The organism is Vulcanococcus limneticus LL (assembly GCF_943369875.1).
Lineage (GTDB): Bacteria > Cyanobacteriota > Cyanobacteriia > PCC-6307 > Cyanobiaceae > Vulcanococcus > Vulcanococcus limneticus_A.
Window position 1 is genome coordinate 68,161 of record NZ_CALROT020000012.1, and the last position, 20,240, is coordinate 88,400.

General features: G+C 69.8%; 18 protein-coding genes. 11 read left to right on the forward strand and 7 right to left on the reverse strand.

All coding sequences use genetic code 11. The annotated features are described in order from the left end of the window. Position 1: 1 nt before the first annotated feature. Together ureG and ACLV7J_RS13125 are read left to right on the forward strand one after the other, a co-directional pair. Complete coding sequence (gene ureG / locus ACLV7J_RS13120; RefSeq protein WP_411869516.1) at positions 2-628, forward strand: urease accessory protein UreG; 627 nt, start codon at positions 2-4, stop codon at positions 626-628. Positions 629-770: 142 nt separating this feature from the next. After that, positions 771-1,724, forward strand: coding sequence for an ABC transporter substrate-binding protein (locus tag ACLV7J_RS13125; RefSeq protein ID WP_411869517.1), 954 nt, complete (start codon positions 771-773; stop codon positions 1,722-1,724). On the opposite strand, the gene ACLV7J_RS13130 is transcribed toward ACLV7J_RS13125, so the two are convergent. Then, positions 1,695-2,993, reverse strand: a complete 1,299-nt coding sequence (locus ACLV7J_RS13130; protein ID WP_411869518.1) for a diguanylate cyclase domain-containing protein — start codon at positions 2,991-2,993, stop codon at positions 1,695-1,697. The genes ACLV7J_RS13125 and ACLV7J_RS13130 overlap by 30 nt on opposite strands. Before the next feature lie 324 nt (positions 2,994-3,317). Between ACLV7J_RS13130 and urtA the strand changes: the two genes are divergently transcribed. The 5 genes from urtA to urtE all read left to right on the forward strand — a co-directional run bounded on the left by urtA (position 3,318) and on the right by urtE (position 8,591). Continuing rightward, complete coding sequence (urtA, locus tag ACLV7J_RS13135; RefSeq protein WP_411869519.1) at positions 3,318-4,589, forward strand: urea ABC transporter substrate-binding protein; 1,272 nt, start codon at positions 3,318-3,320, stop codon at positions 4,587-4,589. 119 nt (positions 4,590-4,708) lie between these two features. Further along, a complete protein-coding gene (gene urtB / locus ACLV7J_RS13140; RefSeq protein ID WP_411869520.1) occupies positions 4,709-5,866 on the forward strand; it encodes an urea ABC transporter permease subunit UrtB in 1,158 nt (385 codons plus the stop codon). A gap of 3 nt (positions 5,867-5,869) precedes the next feature. Further along, positions 5,870-7,069 (forward strand): urea ABC transporter permease subunit UrtC, encoded by a 1,200-nt coding sequence (urtC, locus tag ACLV7J_RS13145; RefSeq protein ID WP_411869521.1) that lies wholly within the window; start codon positions 5,870-5,872, stop codon positions 7,067-7,069. Further along, on the forward strand, positions 7,066-7,833 hold the full coding sequence (gene urtD / locus ACLV7J_RS13150) for an urea ABC transporter ATP-binding protein UrtD (RefSeq protein WP_411869522.1): 768 nt from the start codon (positions 7,066-7,068) through the stop codon (positions 7,831-7,833). Before urtC ends, urtD begins: the two co-directional genes overlap by 4 nt. Next, entirely contained in the window at positions 7,830-8,591 is a 762-nt protein-coding gene (urtE, locus tag ACLV7J_RS13155) for an urea ABC transporter ATP-binding subunit UrtE (protein WP_411869523.1), read from the forward strand. Before urtD ends, urtE begins: the two co-directional genes overlap by 4 nt. On the opposite strand, the gene ACLV7J_RS13160 is transcribed toward urtE, so the two are convergent. The 3 genes from ACLV7J_RS13160 to cynS are packed head-to-tail and all read right to left on the reverse strand — an operon-like array spanning position 8,581 to position 11,695. Then, complete coding sequence (locus ACLV7J_RS13160) at positions 8,581-10,257, reverse strand: APC family permease (protein ID WP_411869524.1); 1,677 nt, start codon at positions 10,255-10,257, stop codon at positions 8,581-8,583. The genes urtE and ACLV7J_RS13160 overlap by 11 nt on opposite strands. A gap of 42 nt (positions 10,258-10,299) precedes the next feature. After that, positions 10,300-11,232, reverse strand: coding sequence for an aminotransferase class IV (locus ACLV7J_RS13165; protein ID WP_411869525.1), 933 nt, complete (start codon positions 11,230-11,232; stop codon positions 10,300-10,302). A gap of 19 nt (positions 11,233-11,251) precedes the next feature. After that, positions 11,252-11,695 (reverse strand): cyanase, encoded by a 444-nt coding sequence (gene cynS, locus ACLV7J_RS13170; protein ID WP_411869526.1) that lies wholly within the window; start codon positions 11,693-11,695, stop codon positions 11,252-11,254. 677 nt (positions 11,696-12,372) lie between these two features. Here cynS and ACLV7J_RS13175 point away from each other — a divergent pair. Beyond that, on the forward strand, positions 12,373-14,097 hold the full coding sequence (locus ACLV7J_RS13175; protein WP_411869527.1) for an FG-GAP-like repeat-containing protein: 1,725 nt from the start codon (positions 12,373-12,375) through the stop codon (positions 14,095-14,097). Between the two features lie 25 nt (positions 14,098-14,122). On the opposite strand, the gene ACLV7J_RS13180 is transcribed toward ACLV7J_RS13175, so the two are convergent. Then, entirely contained in the window at positions 14,123-15,526 is a 1,404-nt protein-coding gene (locus ACLV7J_RS13180; protein ID WP_411869539.1) for an anthranilate synthase component I family protein, read from the reverse strand. Further along, the gene (queC, locus tag ACLV7J_RS13185; protein WP_411869528.1) at positions 15,526-16,242 is read right to left on the reverse strand and encodes a 7-cyano-7-deazaguanine synthase QueC; all 717 of its coding nucleotides are present in this window, start codon (positions 16,240-16,242) and stop codon (positions 15,526-15,528) included. Before queC ends, ACLV7J_RS13180 begins: the two co-directional genes overlap by 1 nt. 121 nt (positions 16,243-16,363) lie before the next feature. Between queC and ACLV7J_RS13190 the strand changes: the two genes are divergently transcribed. Continuing rightward, a complete protein-coding gene (locus ACLV7J_RS13190) occupies positions 16,364-16,936 on the forward strand; it encodes an ecotin family protein (protein WP_411869529.1) in 573 nt (190 codons plus the stop codon). Positions 16,937-16,944: 8 nt separating this feature from the next. Here the strand turns inward: ACLV7J_RS13190 and ACLV7J_RS13195 are convergent, their stop codons facing one another. After that, on the reverse strand, positions 16,945-17,625 hold the full coding sequence (locus ACLV7J_RS13195) for a 7-carboxy-7-deazaguanine synthase QueE (RefSeq protein WP_411869530.1): 681 nt from the start codon (positions 17,623-17,625) through the stop codon (positions 16,945-16,947). A 139-nt stretch (positions 17,626-17,764) separates the two neighbouring features. Between ACLV7J_RS13195 and ACLV7J_RS13200 the strand changes: the two genes are divergently transcribed. Both ACLV7J_RS13200 and ACLV7J_RS13205 read left to right on the forward strand, forming a co-directional pair. Then, entirely contained in the window at positions 17,765-18,382 is a 618-nt protein-coding gene (locus tag ACLV7J_RS13200) for a response regulator transcription factor (RefSeq protein ID WP_411869531.1), read from the forward strand. After that, on the forward strand, positions 18,382-20,240 hold a 1,859-nt coding region (locus ACLV7J_RS13205), incomplete at its 3' end, for a CHASE domain-containing protein (protein ID WP_411869532.1). The genes ACLV7J_RS13200 and ACLV7J_RS13205, both read left to right, overlap by 1 nt.

A 20,240-nucleotide genomic window follows, 5' to 3' on the forward strand; every position in this document is an offset into this window, starting at 1 on the left:
CATGGTCAGCGGCAGCAGCCGGCTGAGGGTGGGGGTGGCCGGACCGGTGGGCTCCGGCAAGACCGCGCTGGTGGAGGCCCTCTGCCGGCGGCTGCGGGAGCGGCTGCAGCTGGCGGTGGTCACCAACGACATCTACACCCAGGAGGATGCCCAGTTCCTCACCCGCGCCGGCGCCCTCGAACCCGAGCGCATCCGCGGCGTGGAGACGGGCGGGTGCCCCCACACGGCGATCCGCGAGGACTGCTCGATCAACCGGGCGGCGGTGGAGGAGCTGGAGCGGGCCTTCCCGGGCCTGGATCTGGTGCTGGTGGAGAGCGGCGGCGACAACCTGGCCGCCAGCTTCAGCCCCGAGCTGGTGGACCTCTGCATCTACGTGATCGACGTGGCGGCTGGCGACAAGATCCCCCGCAAGGGCGGCCCCGGCATCACCCGCTCCGACCTGTTGGTGATCAACAAGACCGACCTGGCGCCGCTGGTGGGCGCCAGCCTGGAGGTGATGGAGCACGACACCGAGCGCATGCGCGGCGGCCGCCCCTGGTGCTTCACCAACCTCCGCAGTGGTGAGGGGCTGGAGCAGGTGGAGCGCTTCTTGATGGCGCAGCTGCCACCGCCGGATTGCAACCCCTGATGCGCCTGGTAGCGATCTGTTGAGACGGCTCCAGCGGCTCGTGGTAACACTGCTCCAGCTTCAGCCAGCCGCAGTGGCTCCCAGGCCCGTCATCAGCTCCCTTTCGCGTGTCTTCGCACCCGGTTGCCGGCGCCCCTGGCCCATGCTGCCTGCGCTGCTGGCCCTGCTCGGTGGCTGCGCCGCTGGCGGCTCCACCCTCAGGGTGCCCGTGAGCCAGTGGCCCGGTTACGAGTACTTCCCCCTGGCTCAGCGGCGCGGGCTGGACCGGCGAGAGGGCCTCCGGCTCGAGCTGCCCGCCTACGCCAACCCGCAGGACATCGTGCATGCCTACCTGCGCGGAGATCTGACGCTGGCCCAGCTGACCACGGTGGAGGCGGTGGATCTCTGCAGCCGCGTGCCGAAGCGCTGCCCGGTGGTGATCCTGGTGCTCGACGAATCCCGGGGTGGCGATCAGGTGGTGGTGGATCGCCGGCTGGGTTCGATCGCGGAGCTGCGCGGCCAGCCGGTGGCCATCACCCCCTCCACCCTGGGGCCCTTCGTGCTCAGCCGTGCCCTGGCTCGCCATGGCCTCAGCCTTGGCGACGTGGACCTGCGGCCGATGCCGCTGGAGGAGATGGGCGGGGCCATCGGCCGCGGCGAGGTCAGGGCCGCGGCCCTGTTCCCACCCTTCTCCGAACAGGCTGTGGCGACCGGTCGGGTGCGGCCCCTGTTCACCAGCCGCGAGATCCCTGGCGAGATCTTCGACATCCTGGTGGTGGATCCCGCTTTCCTCAAGGATCATCGCGCCAGCCTCACGGCGCTGCTGCGCACCTGGCAGGCGGCCCAGGATCTGGCGGTGGCGGAGCCTGGCCCCGCCATCGCTGTGATGGCTGCCCGCGAGGGGGTGAGCGCTTCCGAGTTCCGCGCCTCGCTGGAGGGGCTGGTGTTTGTGCCCCTGGCGCGCCAGGTGCCCCTGTTCGCCCCGGGCGGGGTGCTGGAGCGCAATCTCAAGGCCCTGCGCTCGGTTCAGGCCAGCCTCGCCCTGCTGCCCGGCGATGCACCGCTGCCGCCGGTGGATGGTTCGCTGTTACGCGAGGCTCTCCAACCGACGCCCTGAGGCTTCGGCGGTGGCCACACAGACCCCGTGCCGGCCCAGATCCTGCTTGCGGCGATACAGAGCCGCATCGGCCCGTTGGATGAGGCTGGTGGGGGTCTGGTGGGGGCTGGGCACGCCGCTGGCCACGCCGATGCTCAGGCTCACATGCGGGGCCACGGAGCTCTTGGCATGCGGGATGGCCAGGCGGTCGAGGGCGGTCACGATGCCCTGGGCAAGACGCACGGCATCGGCCTCGGCCGTGGCCGGCAGCAGCACGGCGAACTCCTCGCCACCGATCCGGCAGACCAGATCGGTGCTGCGGCTGGCCTCGGCCAGGAGGGTGGCTGCCACCTGCTGCAGGCAACTGTCGCCCTGCACGTGGCCGTAGTGGTCGTTGTAGAGCTTGAAGTGGTCCACATCCAGCAGCAGCAGGCTGAGCGCTTCGCCGCTGCGCAGGCTGCGCCGCCATTCCTGATCGAGTGCCTCGTCGAAGCGCCGCCGGTTGGCCAAGCCGGTGAGGGCATCGGTGCTGGCCTGGGCCTCCAGGCGGTTCAGCAGCTGCTGCACCTGCAGCAGCTGCTCCCGGAAGCTGTGGTTCAGGCTGGCGATCTCCTCGGGGGCCCGGCTGAAGTCCTCCTCCTCCCCGGGTGCTGGCAGCACGTGGGGGGATGAGGTCCGCATCACCTGCTCCAGGCGCAGCAGTGGCCGCAGGATGCGGTCGGCGGTGCGCCAGGCGAAGCGCAGGCCCACCGCCCAGGCCAGCACCAGCACGGTCAGGAAGATGCCCAACCCAAGCTGCCTTGCGTGGCGTTCCCGCTGGGCGAGAACGGTCAGCTGAAGGTCGAGCTTGTCGTGGAAGCTGGCCAGCAGATGGCTGTGTCGGCGCATCACGGCCAAGCTCGGCTCCTGCGCCGCCTTCGCCAGTAGGGCCGGCTGGATCGGCCGTCGCTGGGCTGCGGCGGCCAGGGCCTCCTGCCGGGTTGCCTCCAGATTGCGTTCGGCCTGCACCGACAGCAGCCGGATCGTCTCCAGTTCGCGGTGGATGGCGGCGTCGTGGGAGGGGAGTTCGCGATTGGCCAGATGGCCGTCCAGGTTGCGGCGGAAGGTCTGTAGCCCCTTGAGGTCTTGCTCGATCAGGGCGACCACTTCGGCGGCTGAAGAGGTCAGCAGGTACTCCCCGGTGGCGGGAATGGCGCCCAGCAGATCGAAGCTGGTGTGGGCCAGCTGGTCCACCTCGAGGGCCACCCAGGCGGCCTGCTCATCGGCCCGCTGGCTGATCAGCGTGCTCACGCCCCAGCCGAATAGGGCGCCGACACTGACGATCGCCAGTGTCGCTGCCTGCAGGGTGAACAATCGCCGGCGCAGACCCAAGCGCCTAGGTCACGGTTGCCTCAGCCTAGGCCAGGGGCTCTGACTCGCCCTGAGGCCAGCCCCGGCGCCCTGCCGCTCGACAGGTCCTGCAGCGCCCGCGCGGTTAGCGCTTGGTCAAACGGTTTCAACCGCTACAAAGCCCAAGGATCCTCGCTGGGTACGTTCTCCATCACCGCTGAACAACAGCGGCAACATTCAGCGGTTTTTGTAGGAGTTTTCATGGATCCCCTTCAGATGCGTAAGATGGCTGTCCGCTCGATTGCCGGCGCAACAGCTGTTGCGGCTAGCTTGTCGCTGGTGGCCTGCGGCGGTGCAGAGAAGGGGGCTTCCGGTGGCTTTGACGGTGAAGTGAAGGTGGGCATCCTTCACTCCCGCTCCGGCACCATGGCCATCTCCGAGAACACGGTGGCCGAAGCCGAGCTGATGGCGATCGACGAGATCAATGCCGCCGGCGGCGTGAAGGTGGATGGCAAGAAGCTGAAGATCGTGCCGATTGAAGAGGATGGAGCCTCCGATTGGCCCACCTTCGCGGAGAAGGCCAAGAAATTGATCGACCAGGACCAGGTGGCCGTGGTGTTCGGCGGCTGGACCTCCGCCAGCCGCAAGGCGATGCTGCCGGTGTTCGAGGCCAAGGATCACTTCCTCTTCTACCCGATTCAGTACGAGGGCCAGGAGTGCTCCAGGAACATCTTCTACACCGGTGCCACCCCCAACCAGCAGGCCGAGCCCGCTGTGTCGTGGCTGCTGAAGAACAAGGGTAAGGACTTCTTCCTGGTGGGTTCGGATTACGTGTACCCGCGTACCGCCAACACCATCATGAAGGAGCAACTCAAGGTTGAGGGCGGCAAGCTGGTGGGCGAGGACTACCTGCCCCTCGGCAATACTGAGGTGGCTCCGATCATCGCCAAGATCAAGCAGGCCCTGCCCAAGGGTGGCGTGATCGTCAACACCCTGAACGGCGATAGCAACGTGGCCTTCTTCAAGCAGATGAAGGCTGCGGGTATTACTCCCGCCAACGGCTACGCAATCATGAGCTTCTCGATCGCTGAGGAAGAGGTGGCCGCCATCGGCCCCGAGTACCTGGAGGGCACCTACGCCGCCTGGAACTTCTTCCAGAGCCTCGACACCCCTGCCTCCAAGAAGTTCACCGCTGACTTCAAGGCCAAGTACGGCGACAAGCGGGTCACCAACGACCCTGCTGAATCTGCCTACAACATGGTCTACCTCTGGGCCAAGGGTGCCGAGAAGGCCAACAGCGTCGACGACAACAAGGTACGTGACGCCCTGATCGGTGTGCAGTTCGATGCCCCCCAGGGTCCGATCGAAGTGCAGCCCAACCACCACACCACCGAACTGGTGATGATCGGTGAGGTGCAGAAGGACGGCATGTTCAAGATCATCGAGAACAAGGGCATCCTCAAGCCGCTGGCCTGGAACCAGTTCGTGCCTGAGACCAAGGGCTACACCTGCGACTGGACCCAGAAGCGTCCCGACGCCGGCAAGTTCAAGCTCTGATCCGTTGGCTGGGGGGAGGGCGACCTCCCCCCTTCTTGTTCATTGCGCTCAGCCATCGCCTTTTGGCTGCCCCGGCCTTCGGTCGGGGTTTCCCTTTTGTCTGCTCCCTGCGGGTCCTGATGGATCTTCTCTACGACACACTCTTCAACGGCCTGGCCATCGGCTCCGTTCTAGTGCTTGCGGCACTGGGCCTGGCCGTGGTCTTTGGCCTGATGGGTGTCATCAACATGGCCCACGGCGAGTTGATGATGCTTGGTGCTTACACCACCTTCGTGGTGCAGAACATCTTCAAGGCCTCCCTGCCGGATGCGCTGTTCCCGATCTACATCCTGGTGGCGATCCCCCTCGCCTTCCTGGTGAGTGGCCTGGTGGGTCTGTTGCTGGAGAAGACGGTGATCCGCCGTCTCTATGGCCGTCCCCTGGAGACCTTGCTGGCCACCTGGGGCGTCAGCCTGATCCTGCAGCAGTTTGTGCGCTCCGTGAGCAGCGCCTTTGCCCTCGGACTCGTGCTGGCGGTGGTGCTGGGTCTCCTGGCACCCCGGATCACGCCGCGGGTCTGGTGGCAGAAGCGCTGGACCCCCCTGCTCGCCGTGGGTCGCTGGATTGTGGCCGGCGGCCTCGGCATTGCCCTGGCCTCGGCGCTGGGCACCGTGCGCAGCCTCGATCAGCCCTGGTTCAGTGCCCGCAACATCGATGTGACAGCCCCCACCTGGCTGCGGGGTTCGATTGAGCTTGGCGGCGTCACAATGCCCACGGCCCGTCTGTTCATCATCGCCCTGACGGCTCTGGCCCTGGTGGCGGTCACCTGGTTCCTGCAGAAGAGTGCCTGGGGCATCCGCATTCGTGCGGTGACCCAGAACCGCTCCATGAGTGATTGCCTGGGCATCCCCACCGAGACGGTGGATGCCCTCACCTTCCTGATCGGTTCCGGCCTGGCCGGTGTCGCCGGTGTGGCGGTGACCCTTCTCGGTTCGGTGGGCCCGAACCTCGGGGGCAACTACATCGTGGATTGCTTCATGGTGGTGGTTCTTGGCGGGGTCGGCAAGCTGGCCGGCACGGTGCTGGCGGCCCTCGGCATCGGCGTGCTCAGCTACATCGTCGGCTCCGGTTCCCTGCTGCTGGTGTGGCCGACGATGCCGGCCGTGTTCAACGAGCTGATCAGCTTCTTTGCTACCACCTCGATGGCCAAGGTGCTGGTGTTCGCCATCATCGTTGTCTTCCTGCAGTTCAGGCCCGCTGGCCTGTTCCCGCAGAAGGGTCGCCTGGTGGAGGCCTGAACCATGGCCGATCTGTTCTCGAGCCGTGGTCTGCGGCGCTGGCTTCCCTGGCTGCTGGTGGTGGCGGCTGGCCTGATCCTTCCGGCTCTGCTGCCCCCCTTCCGCCTCAACCTGCTCGGTCGTTTTCTCTCCCTCGGCATCGTTGCCCTCGGCATCGACCTGATCTGGGGCTTCACCGGCATGCTCAGCCTCGGCCAGGGCATCTTCTTTGCCCTCGGGGGCTATGCCCTTGGCATGTATCTCCAGCTCGACAGCCTGGAGCCCGGACAGCTGCCCGAATTCTTCAGCCTTTACGGTGTCACCAGCCTGCCCTCGTTCTGGCAGCCATTCAATTCGCCCATTTTCACCTTCTTTGCGATCTGGGTGATTCCGGCCCTCGTGGCCGGGGTGCTGGGTTATCTGGTGTTCCGCAATCGGATCAAGGGGGTCTACTTCTCGATCCTCACCCAGGCGGCCCTGCTGGTGTTCTTCAACTTCTTCAATGGCCAGCAGAAGTTGATCAACGGCACCAACGGCCTCAAGACCGATACCGCCCGCATCTTCGGCGCACTCGTGGGCAGTGACGCCATGCAGCGCAACCTGTTCTGGCTGACGCTGGCGCTGGTGGTGCTGAGCTGGCTGCTCTGCCGCTGGTTGACCTCCGGTCGCTTCGGCGATGCCCTCGTGGCCATTCGCGACGATGAGCCCCGGCTCCGCTTCACCGGCTACAACCCCACCGCCTACAAGACCCTGGTGTTCGCCGTGGCCGGTGCCATGGCTGGGGTCAGTGGAGCGCTCTACACCGTGCAGTCGGGCATCGTCAGCCCCCAGTTCATGGCCGTTCCCTTCTCGATTGAGATGGTGATCTGGGTGGCCGTGGGCGGCCGCGGCACCCTGATCGGGGCCGTGCTCGGTGCGGTGGTGATCAACTACGCCAAGAGCCTGGTGAGCGAGCAGCTGCCCGAAACCTGGCTGTTCATCCAGGGCGGTCTGTTCCTGCTGGTGGTCACGGCCCTGCCCGATGGGATCGTGGGCTGGTGGCGTGCCGGTGGCCCCCGCCGGATTCAGGCCATGGTGGGCTGGCCGCCGGTGGCCCCCACCTATCCCTCCCTCGACCTTGATCCGCAGGTGTTGGCCGAGCAGCGGCAGCTGGAATCCAGGCCGTTGCCCGCGGGCTCAGCGTCTGCAACCACGCCGCAGCAACCCCCGGCAGGTGAACCATGAACGTGCTTGAACTGCGCGAGGTGAGCGTCAGCTTCGACGGCTTCCTCGCCCTCAACGACCTCAACCTGCAGCTGGCTCCAGGCGAGCTGCGGGCTGTGATCGGCCCCAATGGCGCCGGCAAGACCACCTTTCTGGATGTCATCACCGGCAAGGTGAAACCCACCCGGGGTGATGTGCTGTTCCGGGGTCGCTCGATCGTCGGCCAGAGCGAGCACCGCATCTCACGGCTCGGCATCGGCCGCAAGTTCCAGGCGCCGCGGGTGTTCCAGAACCTCTCGCCGCGCCGCAACCTGGAGCTGGCGATCAAGGGCGATCACGGACCCGCCACGCTGCTGTTCGGCTCCCTGAGCGCCAACCAGCGCGACCGGGTGCAGCAGCTGCTTGGGGTTGTGGGGCTGGAGCCCCACGCCGGTCAGCCGGCCGGCGGCCTCTCCCACGGCCAGAAGCAGTGGCTGGAGATCGCCATGCTGCTGGCCCAGGATCCCGATCTGCTGCTGGTGGATGAGCCCGTTGCGGGCCTGAGTGATGAGGAGACCGACCGCACCGCCGAGCTGCTCAAGCAGCTGGCCGGCGATCACACGGTGCTGGTGATCGAACACGACATGGACTTCATCCGCAACCTCGACTGCCCGGTGACGGTGCTGCACGAGGGCCACGTGCTCTGCGAGGGCTCGATGGATGCCGTCCAGAGCGATCACCGTGTGATCGAGGTCTACCTGGGGGTCGACGATCCCGAAGTGCAATCCGTGGAGACCATCGCATGACCAGCATCACCACCTCTCGGCCCGTTCCGGTCTCCGGCGACCAGCAGGATGGCACTCTGCTGAGCATTCGCGGGCTCAACGTCTACTACGGCGAGAGCCATATCCTGCGGGACGTCGACCTGAGCATCAGGCCGGGTCAGATGGCCTGCCTGATCGGGCTCAACGGTGTGGGCAAGACCACCCTGCTCAAGACCCTCATCGGCCTGCTCAAGCAGCGCAGCGGTTCGCTGCAGCTGGGGGGACGGGAGATCTCCGACCTGCCCCCGCACCAGAGGGCTCGCGCCGGTATCGGCTACGTGCCCCAGGGGCGGGAGATCATTCCCCAGCTCACGGTGCGGGAGAACCTGCTGCTCGGCCTCGAGGCCCTGCCCGGTGGCCTGGCCAAGAACCGCCACATCGATCCGGTGGTGTTCGAGCTGTTCCCGGTGCTGGAGAAGTTCCTCAACCGCCGCGGCGGCGACCTCTCCGGTGGCCAGCAGCAGCAGCTGGCGATTGCCCGTGCGCTGCTCGGCAAGCCGCGGCTGCTGCTGCTCGATGAGCCCACGGAGGGCATTCAGCCCAATGTGGTGCTGGACATCGAGCGGGCGGTGCAGCGGATTATCGCCACCACCGGCATCAGTGTGCTGCTGGTGGAACACCACCTGCACTTCGTGCGCCAGTCCGACTGGTACTACGCGATGCAGAAGGGTGGCGTCGTGGCCAGCGGTCCCACCGCCGACCTGAGCCAGGAGATGATCCACCGCTTCCTCAGCGTCTGAGCCGGCTGGTGTCCGCCGTGGGCGACGCGGCCGCGCTGTGCAGCTCCACCCGGGCGTCGGCAGAGATCTGCGGCAGGCGCGTGGCCAGCGCCACCGGGAACACCGCCAGGGCGAAGGCGGCCACCACGGCCGCCTGCCCCCCGCCGGACCAGGCCAGGGGACGCCCGGGGCCGATCAGTTCGCTGATGGCGAGCAGGCCCCCCAGGTAGAGCCACCACCAGGCGCCGCTGCGGGCCTGCAGGGGCCGGCCGCGGCGCCACTGCACCAGGTTGAACAGCAGGGCCGGTCCCAGCACCAGTGCCACGGCCCCCTCCAGGGCGCTGCGGCCGCACCAGAGGATCGCCCAGCTCGCCGCCACGAAGGTGAGCGGGCACCAGAGCTCGGCCCAGGGGAGCCGGAAGGCCCGCGGTTCCTCGGGCAGCTGCCGCCGCAGGGCCAGCAGGCTCACGGGGCCCATGGCCAGGGCGATCACCAGGGTGGCGGTGAGGAAGCTCACCACCCGCTGCCAGCTGGGGCCGCCCAGCAGCAACAGCAGGCCGATGGCCAGGCTGCAGAGCAATGCCACCGCCGGCACGGCCTGGCGGTTCAGGCGGCCCAGGCCAGCCGGCAGCAGGCCGCAGCGGCCCATCATCCAGCCCACCCGCGCCGACACCCCCAGGTAGGTGAGCCCGGTCGCCCCGGGGGAGATCACCGCGTCGCTGAGCAGCAGGGTCACGACCCAGCCGAGGCCGAGGCCCAGGGCGATCGCCACCAGCGGCCCGCCGTGGGCGGTGAGCCGCAGCTGGGCCCAGCCGCCGGCGAGCAGCTCCGGCGGCACCGCCACCAGAAAGGCCAGTTGCAGCACCAGGTAGATCGCCAGGGAGATTCCCAGCCCCAGGGCCATCGCGAGCGGCACGTCCCGCTGGGGGCGGCGGGCCTCCCCGGCCAGGTCCATGGCGGTGCGGAATCCCAGCAGGCTGAACAGAATGCCGCCGGCACCGATGGCGCCCACCACGCCACTGGCTGCTGCACCACTGCCAGCGGCTCCGCTGCCTGCCGCGCTGCTGCCAGCGGTGCCGGCGACCGCCGTCGCGACATCCACCAGGGGCACTGCCAGGTTGCCCCAGTGGCCGGCGGTGAGCATCAGGGTCAGCGCCACCAGCAGCGGCACCACCAGCTTCCAGGCGGTGAGCCCCTCGATCCAGCGGGCCAGCCAGGTGATGCCCGCCAGGTTGATCCAGGCCATGGCCAGCAGCAGCAGCGCCGCCACCACCAGGCCGGCGCCGCTGAGCACCTGGCCGGCGCCCCCATCGGCGGTGAGCCAGGGCAGGCTGCTGGCCAGGTACTGGAGCATGGCCAGCACCTCGATCGTGGGCAGGCTCACGTAGGCGATCCAGGCACACCAGCCGCCGATGAAGCCGGCGCTGCGGCCGTGGCTGAGCAGGGGGATCTGGGCCAGGGCGCCGGAGCTGCTCACCAGGGCCCCGAGCTCGGCGAACACCAGGGCCAGCGCCAGGGCCAGGGCACCGCCCAGCAGCCAGGCCAGCAGGCTGGCGGACCCGGCGGCGCGGGCGGCGTAAAAGGGGGCGAACAGCCAGCCCGAGCCGATGGTGCTGGTCACCACCGCCAGGGTGAGGCTGCGCAGGCCCAGGCTGCGGCGCAGTTGGCTGCTGGGTTCGGGAGCCATGGCGGCGGCGGCGATGCCCCATGGTCGCCGCCGCCGGGGCGATCAGCCGCTGAGCAGGGACCGCCAGAGGCCCTCGGGATCGGGCCATAGGGGCAGCGGCTGGCCGTCCAGCGCCGCCAGGGGGCGGCAGCCCAGGCTGTTGAGCAGCAGCACGGCGCCATCGAGGGGGTCCGGCCCCCCCGGTGGGGGGGTGCGGCTCGGCAGGCCCGTGCCGCTTGCTGGGTCTGTCCTGCCGGTCGAGACGGGCAGGCTGGCCGGTTTGATCCGGGCCTCCTGGGCCAGCCCCAGCTCCAGGGCCCGCCGGCGCATGATCCCCGGCAGGCAGCCACTGCTCAGCGGCGGCGTGAGCCAGCGGCCGGTGCGGCGCACCAGCAGATTGGCGGCTGTGGCGCAGCAGAGCTCGCCCGTGGTGCTCAGCAACAGGGCGTCGTCGGCGCCGGCGCGGCGGGCCTCGTGGCGGGCCTGGATCGCGGGGCCGTAGGCGAAGCTCTTGCAACGGCTCAGCAGGCTGTCGGCGTTGCGCCGCTCCTGGCGACTGGTGATCGCCGTGAGCGGCTGGAACGCCGGTTGGGTGGGGGTGAGCTGCAGCCAGAAGCGGTGCTCCAGGGGTGGGCCCCCCGGTGCCGGCAGATCCAGGCCGCGGGCGTTGGCGCCGCCCGATCCCCGGCTCCAGTTCAGCCGCAGGGCCGCGCTGCAGGCCCCCACCCCCGCCCGCGCCACGGCCTCGTGGATCAGCGGCTCCAGGGCGGCGGGCCCCGGCGGTGGCGCCATCGCCAGCAGGGCCGCCGCCTCGTGCCAGCGCTCCAGGTGCTCCGCCAGCAGCCGGGGCTGGCCCGCCTCCACCAGCACGGTCTCGAACAGGCCGTCGGCCAGCAGCAGGCCCCGATCGCTCAGGGGGATGGCGAGGGCATCAGGGGAGTCCCAGCGCCCGGCCAGCCAGGCGATGGCGCGGGGGGCGGAGGCCGGGGGGCTCATGGGGCCACGGCCCGCGGGGTCACCACTTCTTATACGGCAGGAATTTGCCGCACAGGGTCACCAGTACCCGGTCGCCGGCGGGATCCGCCACCCGATCCACCTGGAGGCTGAAGTCGATCGCCGACATGATCCCGTCGCCGAACTGCTCCTGGATCACGTCCTTGAGGGGCAGGCCGTAGACCTGCAGGATCTCGTAGAAGCGGTAGAGCAGCGGATCGGTGGGCAGCACCGGATCCAGTCCGCCCTTCACCGGGAACTGGGTGAGGGCCTCCAGCAGCTCGACCTCCAGGCCCAGGGCCTCCGCCAGGGCGCTGGCCTCTTCGGCCGAGGCGGTCGACTGGCCGTAGAGCAGGCTCGCCACCCACACCGGGTCGCGGCCGAGGCGGGCGCCGAGATCGGCGAAGCTCAGGCCGGCGTGGCGCTTGGCGGCCAGCAGGGTGGCGGTGAGGGGGGAGAGGGCCACGGAATCGGGGCATGGGCGGGACTGACCGTATGGCCTGCTGCCCTCCGGAACGGTCGCAGTTGCCACCGGGGGATGTGCCGCCGCGGCGGCCCGGAGATGAGCTAAATCCAGTGAGCGCGTAATTGGCTGGCTTCCTCATCCTGAAAGCCATCAACCTGCCGCTGGACCCTGTGAAGCTTGTGGCGGCGATCGGCTTCAATGGAGCGTGAAAGACCAGTGACCCTGCGCGACTGGCATCGGCCGCAGGGTTCTTGCGGCTGTCGGGCTCCGGAGCATCGCGCACCACCGCCGCTGAAATGGGGTGCTTCAGGATGATCACGGTCTCTATCCGAGCTGTTTTGATTCGGCCGGTTCTTCAGTGGCCAACGTCCCTTCTGTGTCAAGTGGGCATTCGGTTGTGGATGTATGGCGGCAGGAAGTTTTGGTTGGTGGTCTGCGCGTCAATCCCGGCAACCTCGCAAACTTTGTCACTGAACAACCTGGACCTGGCGACATAGGTCATCTGGGAAGTATCCGCAGGCCTCTCTCTCGCTTAGGAAATAGTGCTCGTTTCCTGTGAGTATGTGATCAAAAGTCCGTCAAGATGTCGGTGCCTCAAGAATGCATTGACTATCCCTGTTGATTCGTCTAGAAATTGGGGAGCATCGGCAGTGCCACAACCCTCGGAGAGAATCCCCATGGCCGTCAGTTTCGCTCTCCAGACCCTCTGGCCTGCCGGGTCGGGCCCCGGGTCGGTGGTGGTGGTGGATGTGAATGGCGATGGCAAGCGCGATCTGATCGCCGCCAACGGAACGACGGACAATCTGTCGGTGCTGCTGGGGAACGGCGATGGCACCTTCAATGCGCAGGTGCCCTACTTGGCTGGCGATGCTCCGAGTGCTGTGGCGACCGGGGATGTGAATGGTGATGGCAAGCTCGATCTGATCGCAGCCAATGAACTGTCGGACAATCTTTCGGTGCTGCTGGGGAGTGGCGTTGGCACGTTCCAGGCGCAGGTGACCTACCTGGTTGGGGATGCGCCGTGTGGGGTGGCTATCGGGGATGTGAATGGTGACCTGAAGCCCGATCTGATTGCGGCCAACAAAGGGACGGACACTCTTTCGGTGCTGCTGGGGAGTGGCACTGGCACGTTCCAGGCGCAGGCGACCTACCTGGTTGGGGATGCGCCGAGTGGGGTGGCTATCGGGGATGTGAATGGTGACCTGTATCTCGATCTGGTTGCGGCCAACGAAGGGACGGACACTCTTTCGGTGCTGCTGGGGAGCGGCACTGGCACTTTCCAAGCGCAGAAGACTTTCGGAGTAGGTGATCAGCCCAGTTCGGTGGTGGTGGCCGATGTCACTCGTGACACCCGCCTGGATCTGATCGCGGCCAACAGGGCTGGCAATGCCCTGTCGGTTCTGGTGGGTAATGGTATCGGTGGCTTTGAGCCGCAAGTGACTTTTTCTGTTGGTACAGGCCCTGCCTCGGTCGCAGCGGCAGATCTCAATGGCGATACCATCAAAGATCTCGTCACGGCTAATGCCATTGGTAACAATCTCTCGGTCCTGCTGAACACCACCACGATCCCAGGTCTGCCAGGTGGCGGCGGGGGCGGTGGATTCGCTACGGAGATCCTTGGCACCTCCGGTGCTGATGTCCTCACGGGCACCAGTGGTGCTGATCTGATCGATGGCCTAGGTGGTCGCGACACCCTCGTGGGTCGCGCTGGTGATGATGCACTCTTTGGCGGTGCCGGTGATGATCGCCTTGGGGGCGAGGCCGGAAACGACTGGCTCTTCGGCGGCTTCGGGATTGACGCGCTGGGTGGGGGTGGTGGTGCTGACATTCTCAAGGGCGGATCCGGCGCTGACCTGATCAACGGCGGGGCAGGCGGTGATGAGCTGTTGGGTGGGGGCGGCAACGACATCCTGCGCGGACGCGCCGGCAGTGACTCCCTGGACGCCGGTGACAATGACGACATCCTGGTTGGAGGCGATGGCGCCGATGCGCTATTTGGTGGCCTGGGCAACGACCTGTTGCTGGGTGGAGCCGGTGCCGATCGGCTCACCGGCTGGTTCGACAGCGACACCTTCCTTTACACCCAGGCCAGTCAGTCTCTGCTTGCCAACTACGACCGGATCGTCGACCTCGAGATCGGCATCGATGCGATTGACGGCTTCGCCCCGATCAGCCCCCAGTTCGTGCTGCAGTTCGGCCAGGTGAGCGCCCTGAGCGCCGTGGCGATCGGGGCTGTCCTCAATGACGTCAGCTTCGATGCGAACCAGGCGGCCACCTTCTTGTTCGGGGTTGACACGTTCCTGGTGCTGAATGACGCCATCGCGGGTTTCCAGGCATCCAGTGACGCCGTGATCGACATCTCGACCTACGCGGGCAGTCTCAACGACCTGCAGATCGTCTGATCGCTGGTGCGCTGAGCGATCGCCGTCAGCCCGCCAGGGCCCGCAGCAGCGGCTGCAGCTTCCAGCCCAGCTCCTCTGCCTCGGCGGCGGGGTCCGAGTCGGCCACGATGCCGCAGCCGGCGTGCAGCCGCAGTTGCGCCCCCTGCACCAGCAGCGTGCGGATCAGGATGTTGCTGTCGAAGCTGCCGTCCCAGTCGAGCCGCAGCAGGGCGCCGCAGTAGGGGCCGCGGGCCACGGGCTCCAGCTCCCCCAGGCGCTGGCAGGCCCGCAGCTTGGGGGCGCCGGTGATCGAGCCGCCGGGCCAGCTGGCCCGCAGCAGGTCCACCCAGCTGCGGCCCGCCGCCAGCTGGCCGGTCACCACCGAGGTGAGGTGATGCACCTGCGGGTAGCTCTCCAGGCCCACCAGCTGGGGCACGGCGATCGAGCCGGGCACGCAGACCCGGCCGAGGTCGTTGCGCAGCAGGTCCACGATCATCACGTTCTCGGCCCGATCCTTGGGGCTGCACACCAGCTCGGCGGCCGCGTCGGCATCCCGCTCCGGATCGCTGTGGCGCGGCCGTGTGCCCTTGATCGGCCGGGTCTCCACCAGCCCGGCGGCGCTCACCTGCAGGAAGCGCTCGGGGGAGGCGGAGAGCACCGCCTCCCCGGCCGCGTCAGCGCCGGCGATGGCCAGGCCGGCGAAGGGGGCTGGACAGTGGCGGCGCAGCCGGCCGTAGAGGCCCAGGGGATCGGGCTCGGCGGCCAGGGTCTGCTCCACGCAGGCCGTGAGGTTGGCCTGGAACAGATCACCGGCGGCGATCCAGGCGCGGATGCGCTCCACGCCGCGGGCGAAGGCGGCGGGGTCGGTGTGCCAGCGCCAGCCCTCCAGGGGGAGGGGGCTGGCGGGGGGCAGATCCGCTCCCTCGCGGCCCGCGGCTTCGGCAGCCCCAGGGGCCTCGCCCGACCCGCTGGGCTCCGGCAGACCGATCACCATGGCCGCCTGGGCGGCGTTGCGCTCCGGGTCGCTGCCCTCCAGCACCAGCGTTTGCTCCCGCAAATCGAAGCGCAGCACCGGATCGTGGCGGGCCAGCCAGAGGCTCGCCATGGCGCTGGCCCGCCAGTGCGGCGCCGGCTCCAGCCAGGCCCCGGCCTCGTAGCCGAGCCAGCCGCTCCAGTGGGCCGGCTCGCGGGCTGCCCGGGCCGCCAGCTCAGCGAGCACCTGGAAGGGATCGCCGGCGCCGGGCTCGCCGGGCCGGCCGCGGCAGACCCGCTGCTCCAGGGGATCGGCCGCCAGGGTGGCGTGGCGCCCCAGGGCGCTGCCGTCGCCATCGAGCCAGATCAGGCCCTCCCGGCCGTAGGTGCGGGCCAGGGCGGCGGCCACGGCGGCCGGCTCCCGCCAGGGCAGTGCCTGGCGCCGCAGGGCCCGCCCGCTGCCCCCGGGGGCCTCCATCACGGGCCCGCCGCCCCCGAGGCCAGGTCGGGGCGGCCCGCCTCGATCAGGGCGGCGTCGCGGATGCGGCAGCTGTCGCAGACGCCGCAGGGCCGCTCGCCGCCGGCATAGCAGCTCCAGGTGGTGGCGATCGGCACCCCCAGGCGCAGGGCCTGGCGCACGATCTCGGCCTTGCTCCAGTGCACCAGCGGCGCCCACAGCCGGGCCCCGTGGCCCTCGCGGCCGGCCTTGCTGGCCAGGTCCGCCAGGGTCTGGAAGGCGTCGAGGTAGTCGGGGCGGCAGTCGGGATAGCCCGAGTAATCCACCGCGTTGACGCCCAGCACCAGCTGGCTGGCACCGCGGGCTTCGGCCAGGCTCAGGCCTAGGGCGATGAACACGGTGTTGCGCCCCGGCACGTAGGTGGAGGGGATCACGCCGGGCTCCACGCCGCCGCTGGGCACGGCGATGGCGGCATCGGTGAGGGCGGAGCCGCCCCAGGCGGCCAGGTTCACGCTGATCACGTGGTGCTCCACCAGGCCCAGCGCGCCGGCCACGGCGGCGGCGGCCTCCAGCTCGCGGCGGTGGCGCTGGCCGTAGTCGAAGGAGAGACCGATCACCCGGTGGCCGGCCTCCAGGGCCAGGGCGGCGGCGGTGGCCGAATCCAGGCCGCCCGAGAGCAGGGCGATGGCGGTGGGCTGGGAGCCAGGCGTGGGCTCGGGGCTGGCGTTGCTGCTCACGGGCGGCCGGCTGTGGTCTCCATTGTGGAAGTCCGCGCCCTGGCGCCGGCCCGTGGGAGGACAGCCCGCTGGAAGCCGGCCCAGGCCCTGGCCATGATGCGGGCAGCCGCCCCCGCCCGCGATGGCCCCACCCGCCTCGATCGCCTCCCCCATCGCCGCCGCCGCCCACCGGCGCGCGCCCGGGCCTGGGCCCCTGTTGAGTGCCGCCCTCGCGGCCGGCCTGCTGGCCCCCCTGGCCGCCGCCGCCATCCCCCGCCTCGACCTCAAGCCCTACGCCCCGCCGGCCGCCGGCGAGCGCCGCTGGGTGATCCAGCTGCCCGGGGTGCTGCGGCCCAGCCCCGATCCGGCGATCTCCCCCAACCCGGCCGACTGGCGGGTGGAGCTGCTGGTGGGCCGCACCGTCCAGGTGGATTGCAACCAGCACCGCCTCAGCGGCCGGCTCAAGGCCGAAACGGTGCCGGGCTGGGGCTACACCGTCTACCGGGCGATCGACGTGGGGCCGCTGGTTTCCACCCGGCGGGCCTGCCCGCCCAATGAAGGGCTGCGCCAGGCCTTTGTGCCGCTCGGCAGCAAGCCCTTCGTGGTGCCCTACAACGCCAGCCTGCCGATCGTGCTCTACACCCCCAAGGATCTGGAGGTGCGCTGGCGCCTGTGGAAGGCGGAAGCGGTGCAGCGTCCGGCCCAGCAGCTCTGAGGCGCGGCTCAGCGCACCCCGAGCCACTTGTGGCTCTGCAGGCTGAGGCGCCAGCGGCGGTTCCGGCGCACGTGGGCGATGGCCAGGGCCTGTCCCTCCGCGCTCTGCCAGCCCGGCTGCAGCAGCAGTCCGGGGCCGTCGCCGCCCGGCTCCCCATCGCCAGGGGCCCCGCCAGCCTGGGCCGCCCGGGCCGAGGCCACCGCCTGGGCCATGGCCTCGGCGAAGGCCAGATCCTCCTCCCCATGCACCACCACCTTCAGCTCCTGGCAGGCGGCCAGCAGCTCCGGCCGCGGCGGGCGGTGCCGCTTGGGCGAGAGGGTGATCCAGGCGAAGCGGCCCGTCAGCGGATCCACACCGCTCGTCTCCAGGTGCAGCGGCAGGCCCGTGCCCTCCAGGGCGGCGCAGAGGGGGCCCAGGTCGTGGTGCAGCGGTTCGCCGCCGGTGATCACCACGAAGCCGGCGCCCTCCCGCCCGGCGGCGGCGGCCTCCGCGGCCAGCTCCGTCAGGGGACGCCGGGGGTGCGCCTCGGCGGGCCAGGAGTGCTTGGTGTCGCACCAGGGACAGCCCACGGCGCAGCCCCCCAGCCGCAGGAAGAAGGCGCTGCGGCCGGCGTGGGCCCCCTCGCCCTGGAGCGAGTGGAAGGTCTCCACCACCGGCAGGGTCAGGGCGGCGCTGGTGGACACGGTCACGGCAGGGGGGAGGGCTCGGTCACGCCGCCGCCCCGCTGCGGATGGGGTGCGGATCTGGCGCAGAACGGGGCGGGCACTGGTTCCTATCTACCGCGCCACGGCAACATGCCCTCAAGTGGATGGCCGTGGTGGCATGGTGATGAACTGCCTGATCCTGGAAGACCAGGTGTTGCTGGCCGATCTGCTGGCCCGCAACCTGTCCGCCTACCCGGGCCTGAAGGTGGTGGGGATCGCCGGCAGCGTGGCCGAGGGCCAGCAGCTCTGCGCTGAGCACAGCCCCGATCTGCTGGTGGTGGACCTGATGCTGCCGGATGGCCTGGGGGTGGAGGTGGCCGAGCAGTTGATCCGCGACCGTCCCGAGGCGCGGGTGATCGTGCTCTCGGCCGAATGCCAGCGGCTGCAGTGCTCGCGCCACCTCCACAACGCGATCGTGGCCGTGATCGACAAGACCGAGGCGCTCGAGAAGCTGCAGCACCAGGTGCGCCGCCTGCTGGTGGAGGCCCGGCTCGGGGGGGAGGGCGCCGAGGGCGGCGAGGCCCCCGCCGGGGCGCCGGCCCACTGGGACCGCCTGACCCGCCGCGAGCGGGAGGTGTTCCAGCTGATCGGGGAGGGACTCTCCAGTGAGGCGATCGCCGAGCGGCTCGGCCTGTCGGTGCTCACCGCCCGCACCCACCGCAAACACATCACCTCCAAGCTCGGCATCAAGGGCGGCGAACTGGTGCTGCTGGCCTCCGCCTTCGTGCGACACGCCCCCTGATGGCCCGACCGCGCCTGCGGCTGCCGGCCCTGGGCAACCGCGCCGCCACGGTGCTGCTGGCACTGCTCTACGCCCTGGTGGGCAGCCTGACCCTGCGGCTGGTGCAGGAGGCGGGCTACGGCCTGGCGGCGCCGGTGTGGCCCTCCAGCGGCATCGCCCTGGCGCTGCTGCTGCGGCGCGGGCCGGTCCTGGCGCCGGGGGTGCTGGCGGGCTCGCTGCTGGTGAACCTGCCCCTGCTCTGGGCCGCACCCGGCCCCCACCTGGTTGCCCTGGCGGTGGCCCTGGTGATCGGCCTGGGGGCGAGCCTCCAGGCGGTGCTGGGGGCCATCTGGCTGCGGAGCCGGCTCGGGCCCCGGCCGGCCCTGGATCGGGCCCAGGACATCCTGCGGCTGATGCTGCTGGGCGGCCCCTGCGCCTGTCTGGTGGGGGCAGCTTTCGGGGTGGGCGCCCAGCGGCTGTCCGGCGTGATCACCCTGGCTGAGGTGCCGGTCACCTGGCTCACCTGGTGGGTGGGCGACTCGGTGGGCGTGATCGTGTTCGCGCCGCTGGTGCTGATGCTGCTGCCCGACCAGGGGGGGCAGTGGCGCGGCCGCCGCTGGCGGGTGGCCCTGCCCTCGCTGCTGGTCACGGCGCTGTCGCTGGCCGTGTTCGTGTTCAGCGCCGCCCAGGAGCGGCGCCAGCTGCAGCTCTATCTGGAGCAGCAGGCGACCCAGGCCAGCAGCGCCCTGCAGCGCAATCTGGTGCGCCACCAGGAGGTGCTCGAGGGCCTGCGCAGCCTGATGGCGGTGCACCCCCTGACCGCCGCGGGCGACTTCGAGCACTACACCCGCAGCAGCCTGCAGCGCCTCGATGGCCTGGAGGCCCTCTCCTGGAACGTCTTTCTCCGCCCGGAGCAGCTCGAGCCCTTCGAGCGGCAGCGGCGCCGGGAGTCGCCGGGCTACCGCGTCTTCGAGAAGGGTCCCGACGGCGCGCGTCGGCCGGTGGACCCAGGCCGCTCCGGCTACGTGGCGGTGGCCTACATCGAGCCGATCGGCCGCAATGCCCGGGCCCTGGGGTTCGACATCGCCTCCGATCCGGTGCGGGCCCACGCCATCGACCGGGCCCGCGACTCCGGTCGCATCCAGGCCACCGCCCCGATCCGGCTGGTGCAGGAGTCGGGCAGCCAGCAGGGGGTGCTGTTGCTGCTGCCGGTGTACCGGAATGGGGGGCAGGGCCAGGATCCGGTCCAGCGGCGCCGGGACCTGCTGGGCTTCGCGGTGGGCGTCTACCGCTTCGGCAACCTGCTCGACGACACCTTCGCCGGCGGCGATTACGACCAGCTGAGCCTGCGCCTGCTGGATACGACCCCCGGCGAGGGGGCTGTGGAACTGGCCCGCCGTGGCCGCCCCGACCTGCTCAGCGCCGCGCTGCCCCGCGCCCCCGTGGTGATCCGGCGCTTCGAGCAGGCCGGACGGCTGTGGAAGCTGGAGGTGCGGCCCGCCGCGGGCTCGCTGCAGGGCCGCAACCTCTCCACGGCCCCCGCCCTGCTGGTGGGCGGGCTGCTCGTCTGCGGGCTGCTGGAGGCTCTGCTGCTGCTGGCGACCGGGGTGGAGAGCCGGGCCCGTGTCGAGCTGGAGCGCAAGCTGCGCACCAGCCTGGCGGCCGCGGCGGTGGCCCATGAGATCAAGCAGCCGCTCACGGCCCTGCTCTACGAGGCCGCCTGGCTGGAAGCCGAGCTGAAGCGCCCGGCTCCCACTGCCGCGGGCGGTCAGGAGCCGGGCGCGCAGCCGCTGATCGAAGCCGCCGAGAGCGTGAGCCGCCAGGCCCGCGAGGTGAGCATCACGGTGGAGAAGATCCGCGACGTGCTGCGCAACGTGGC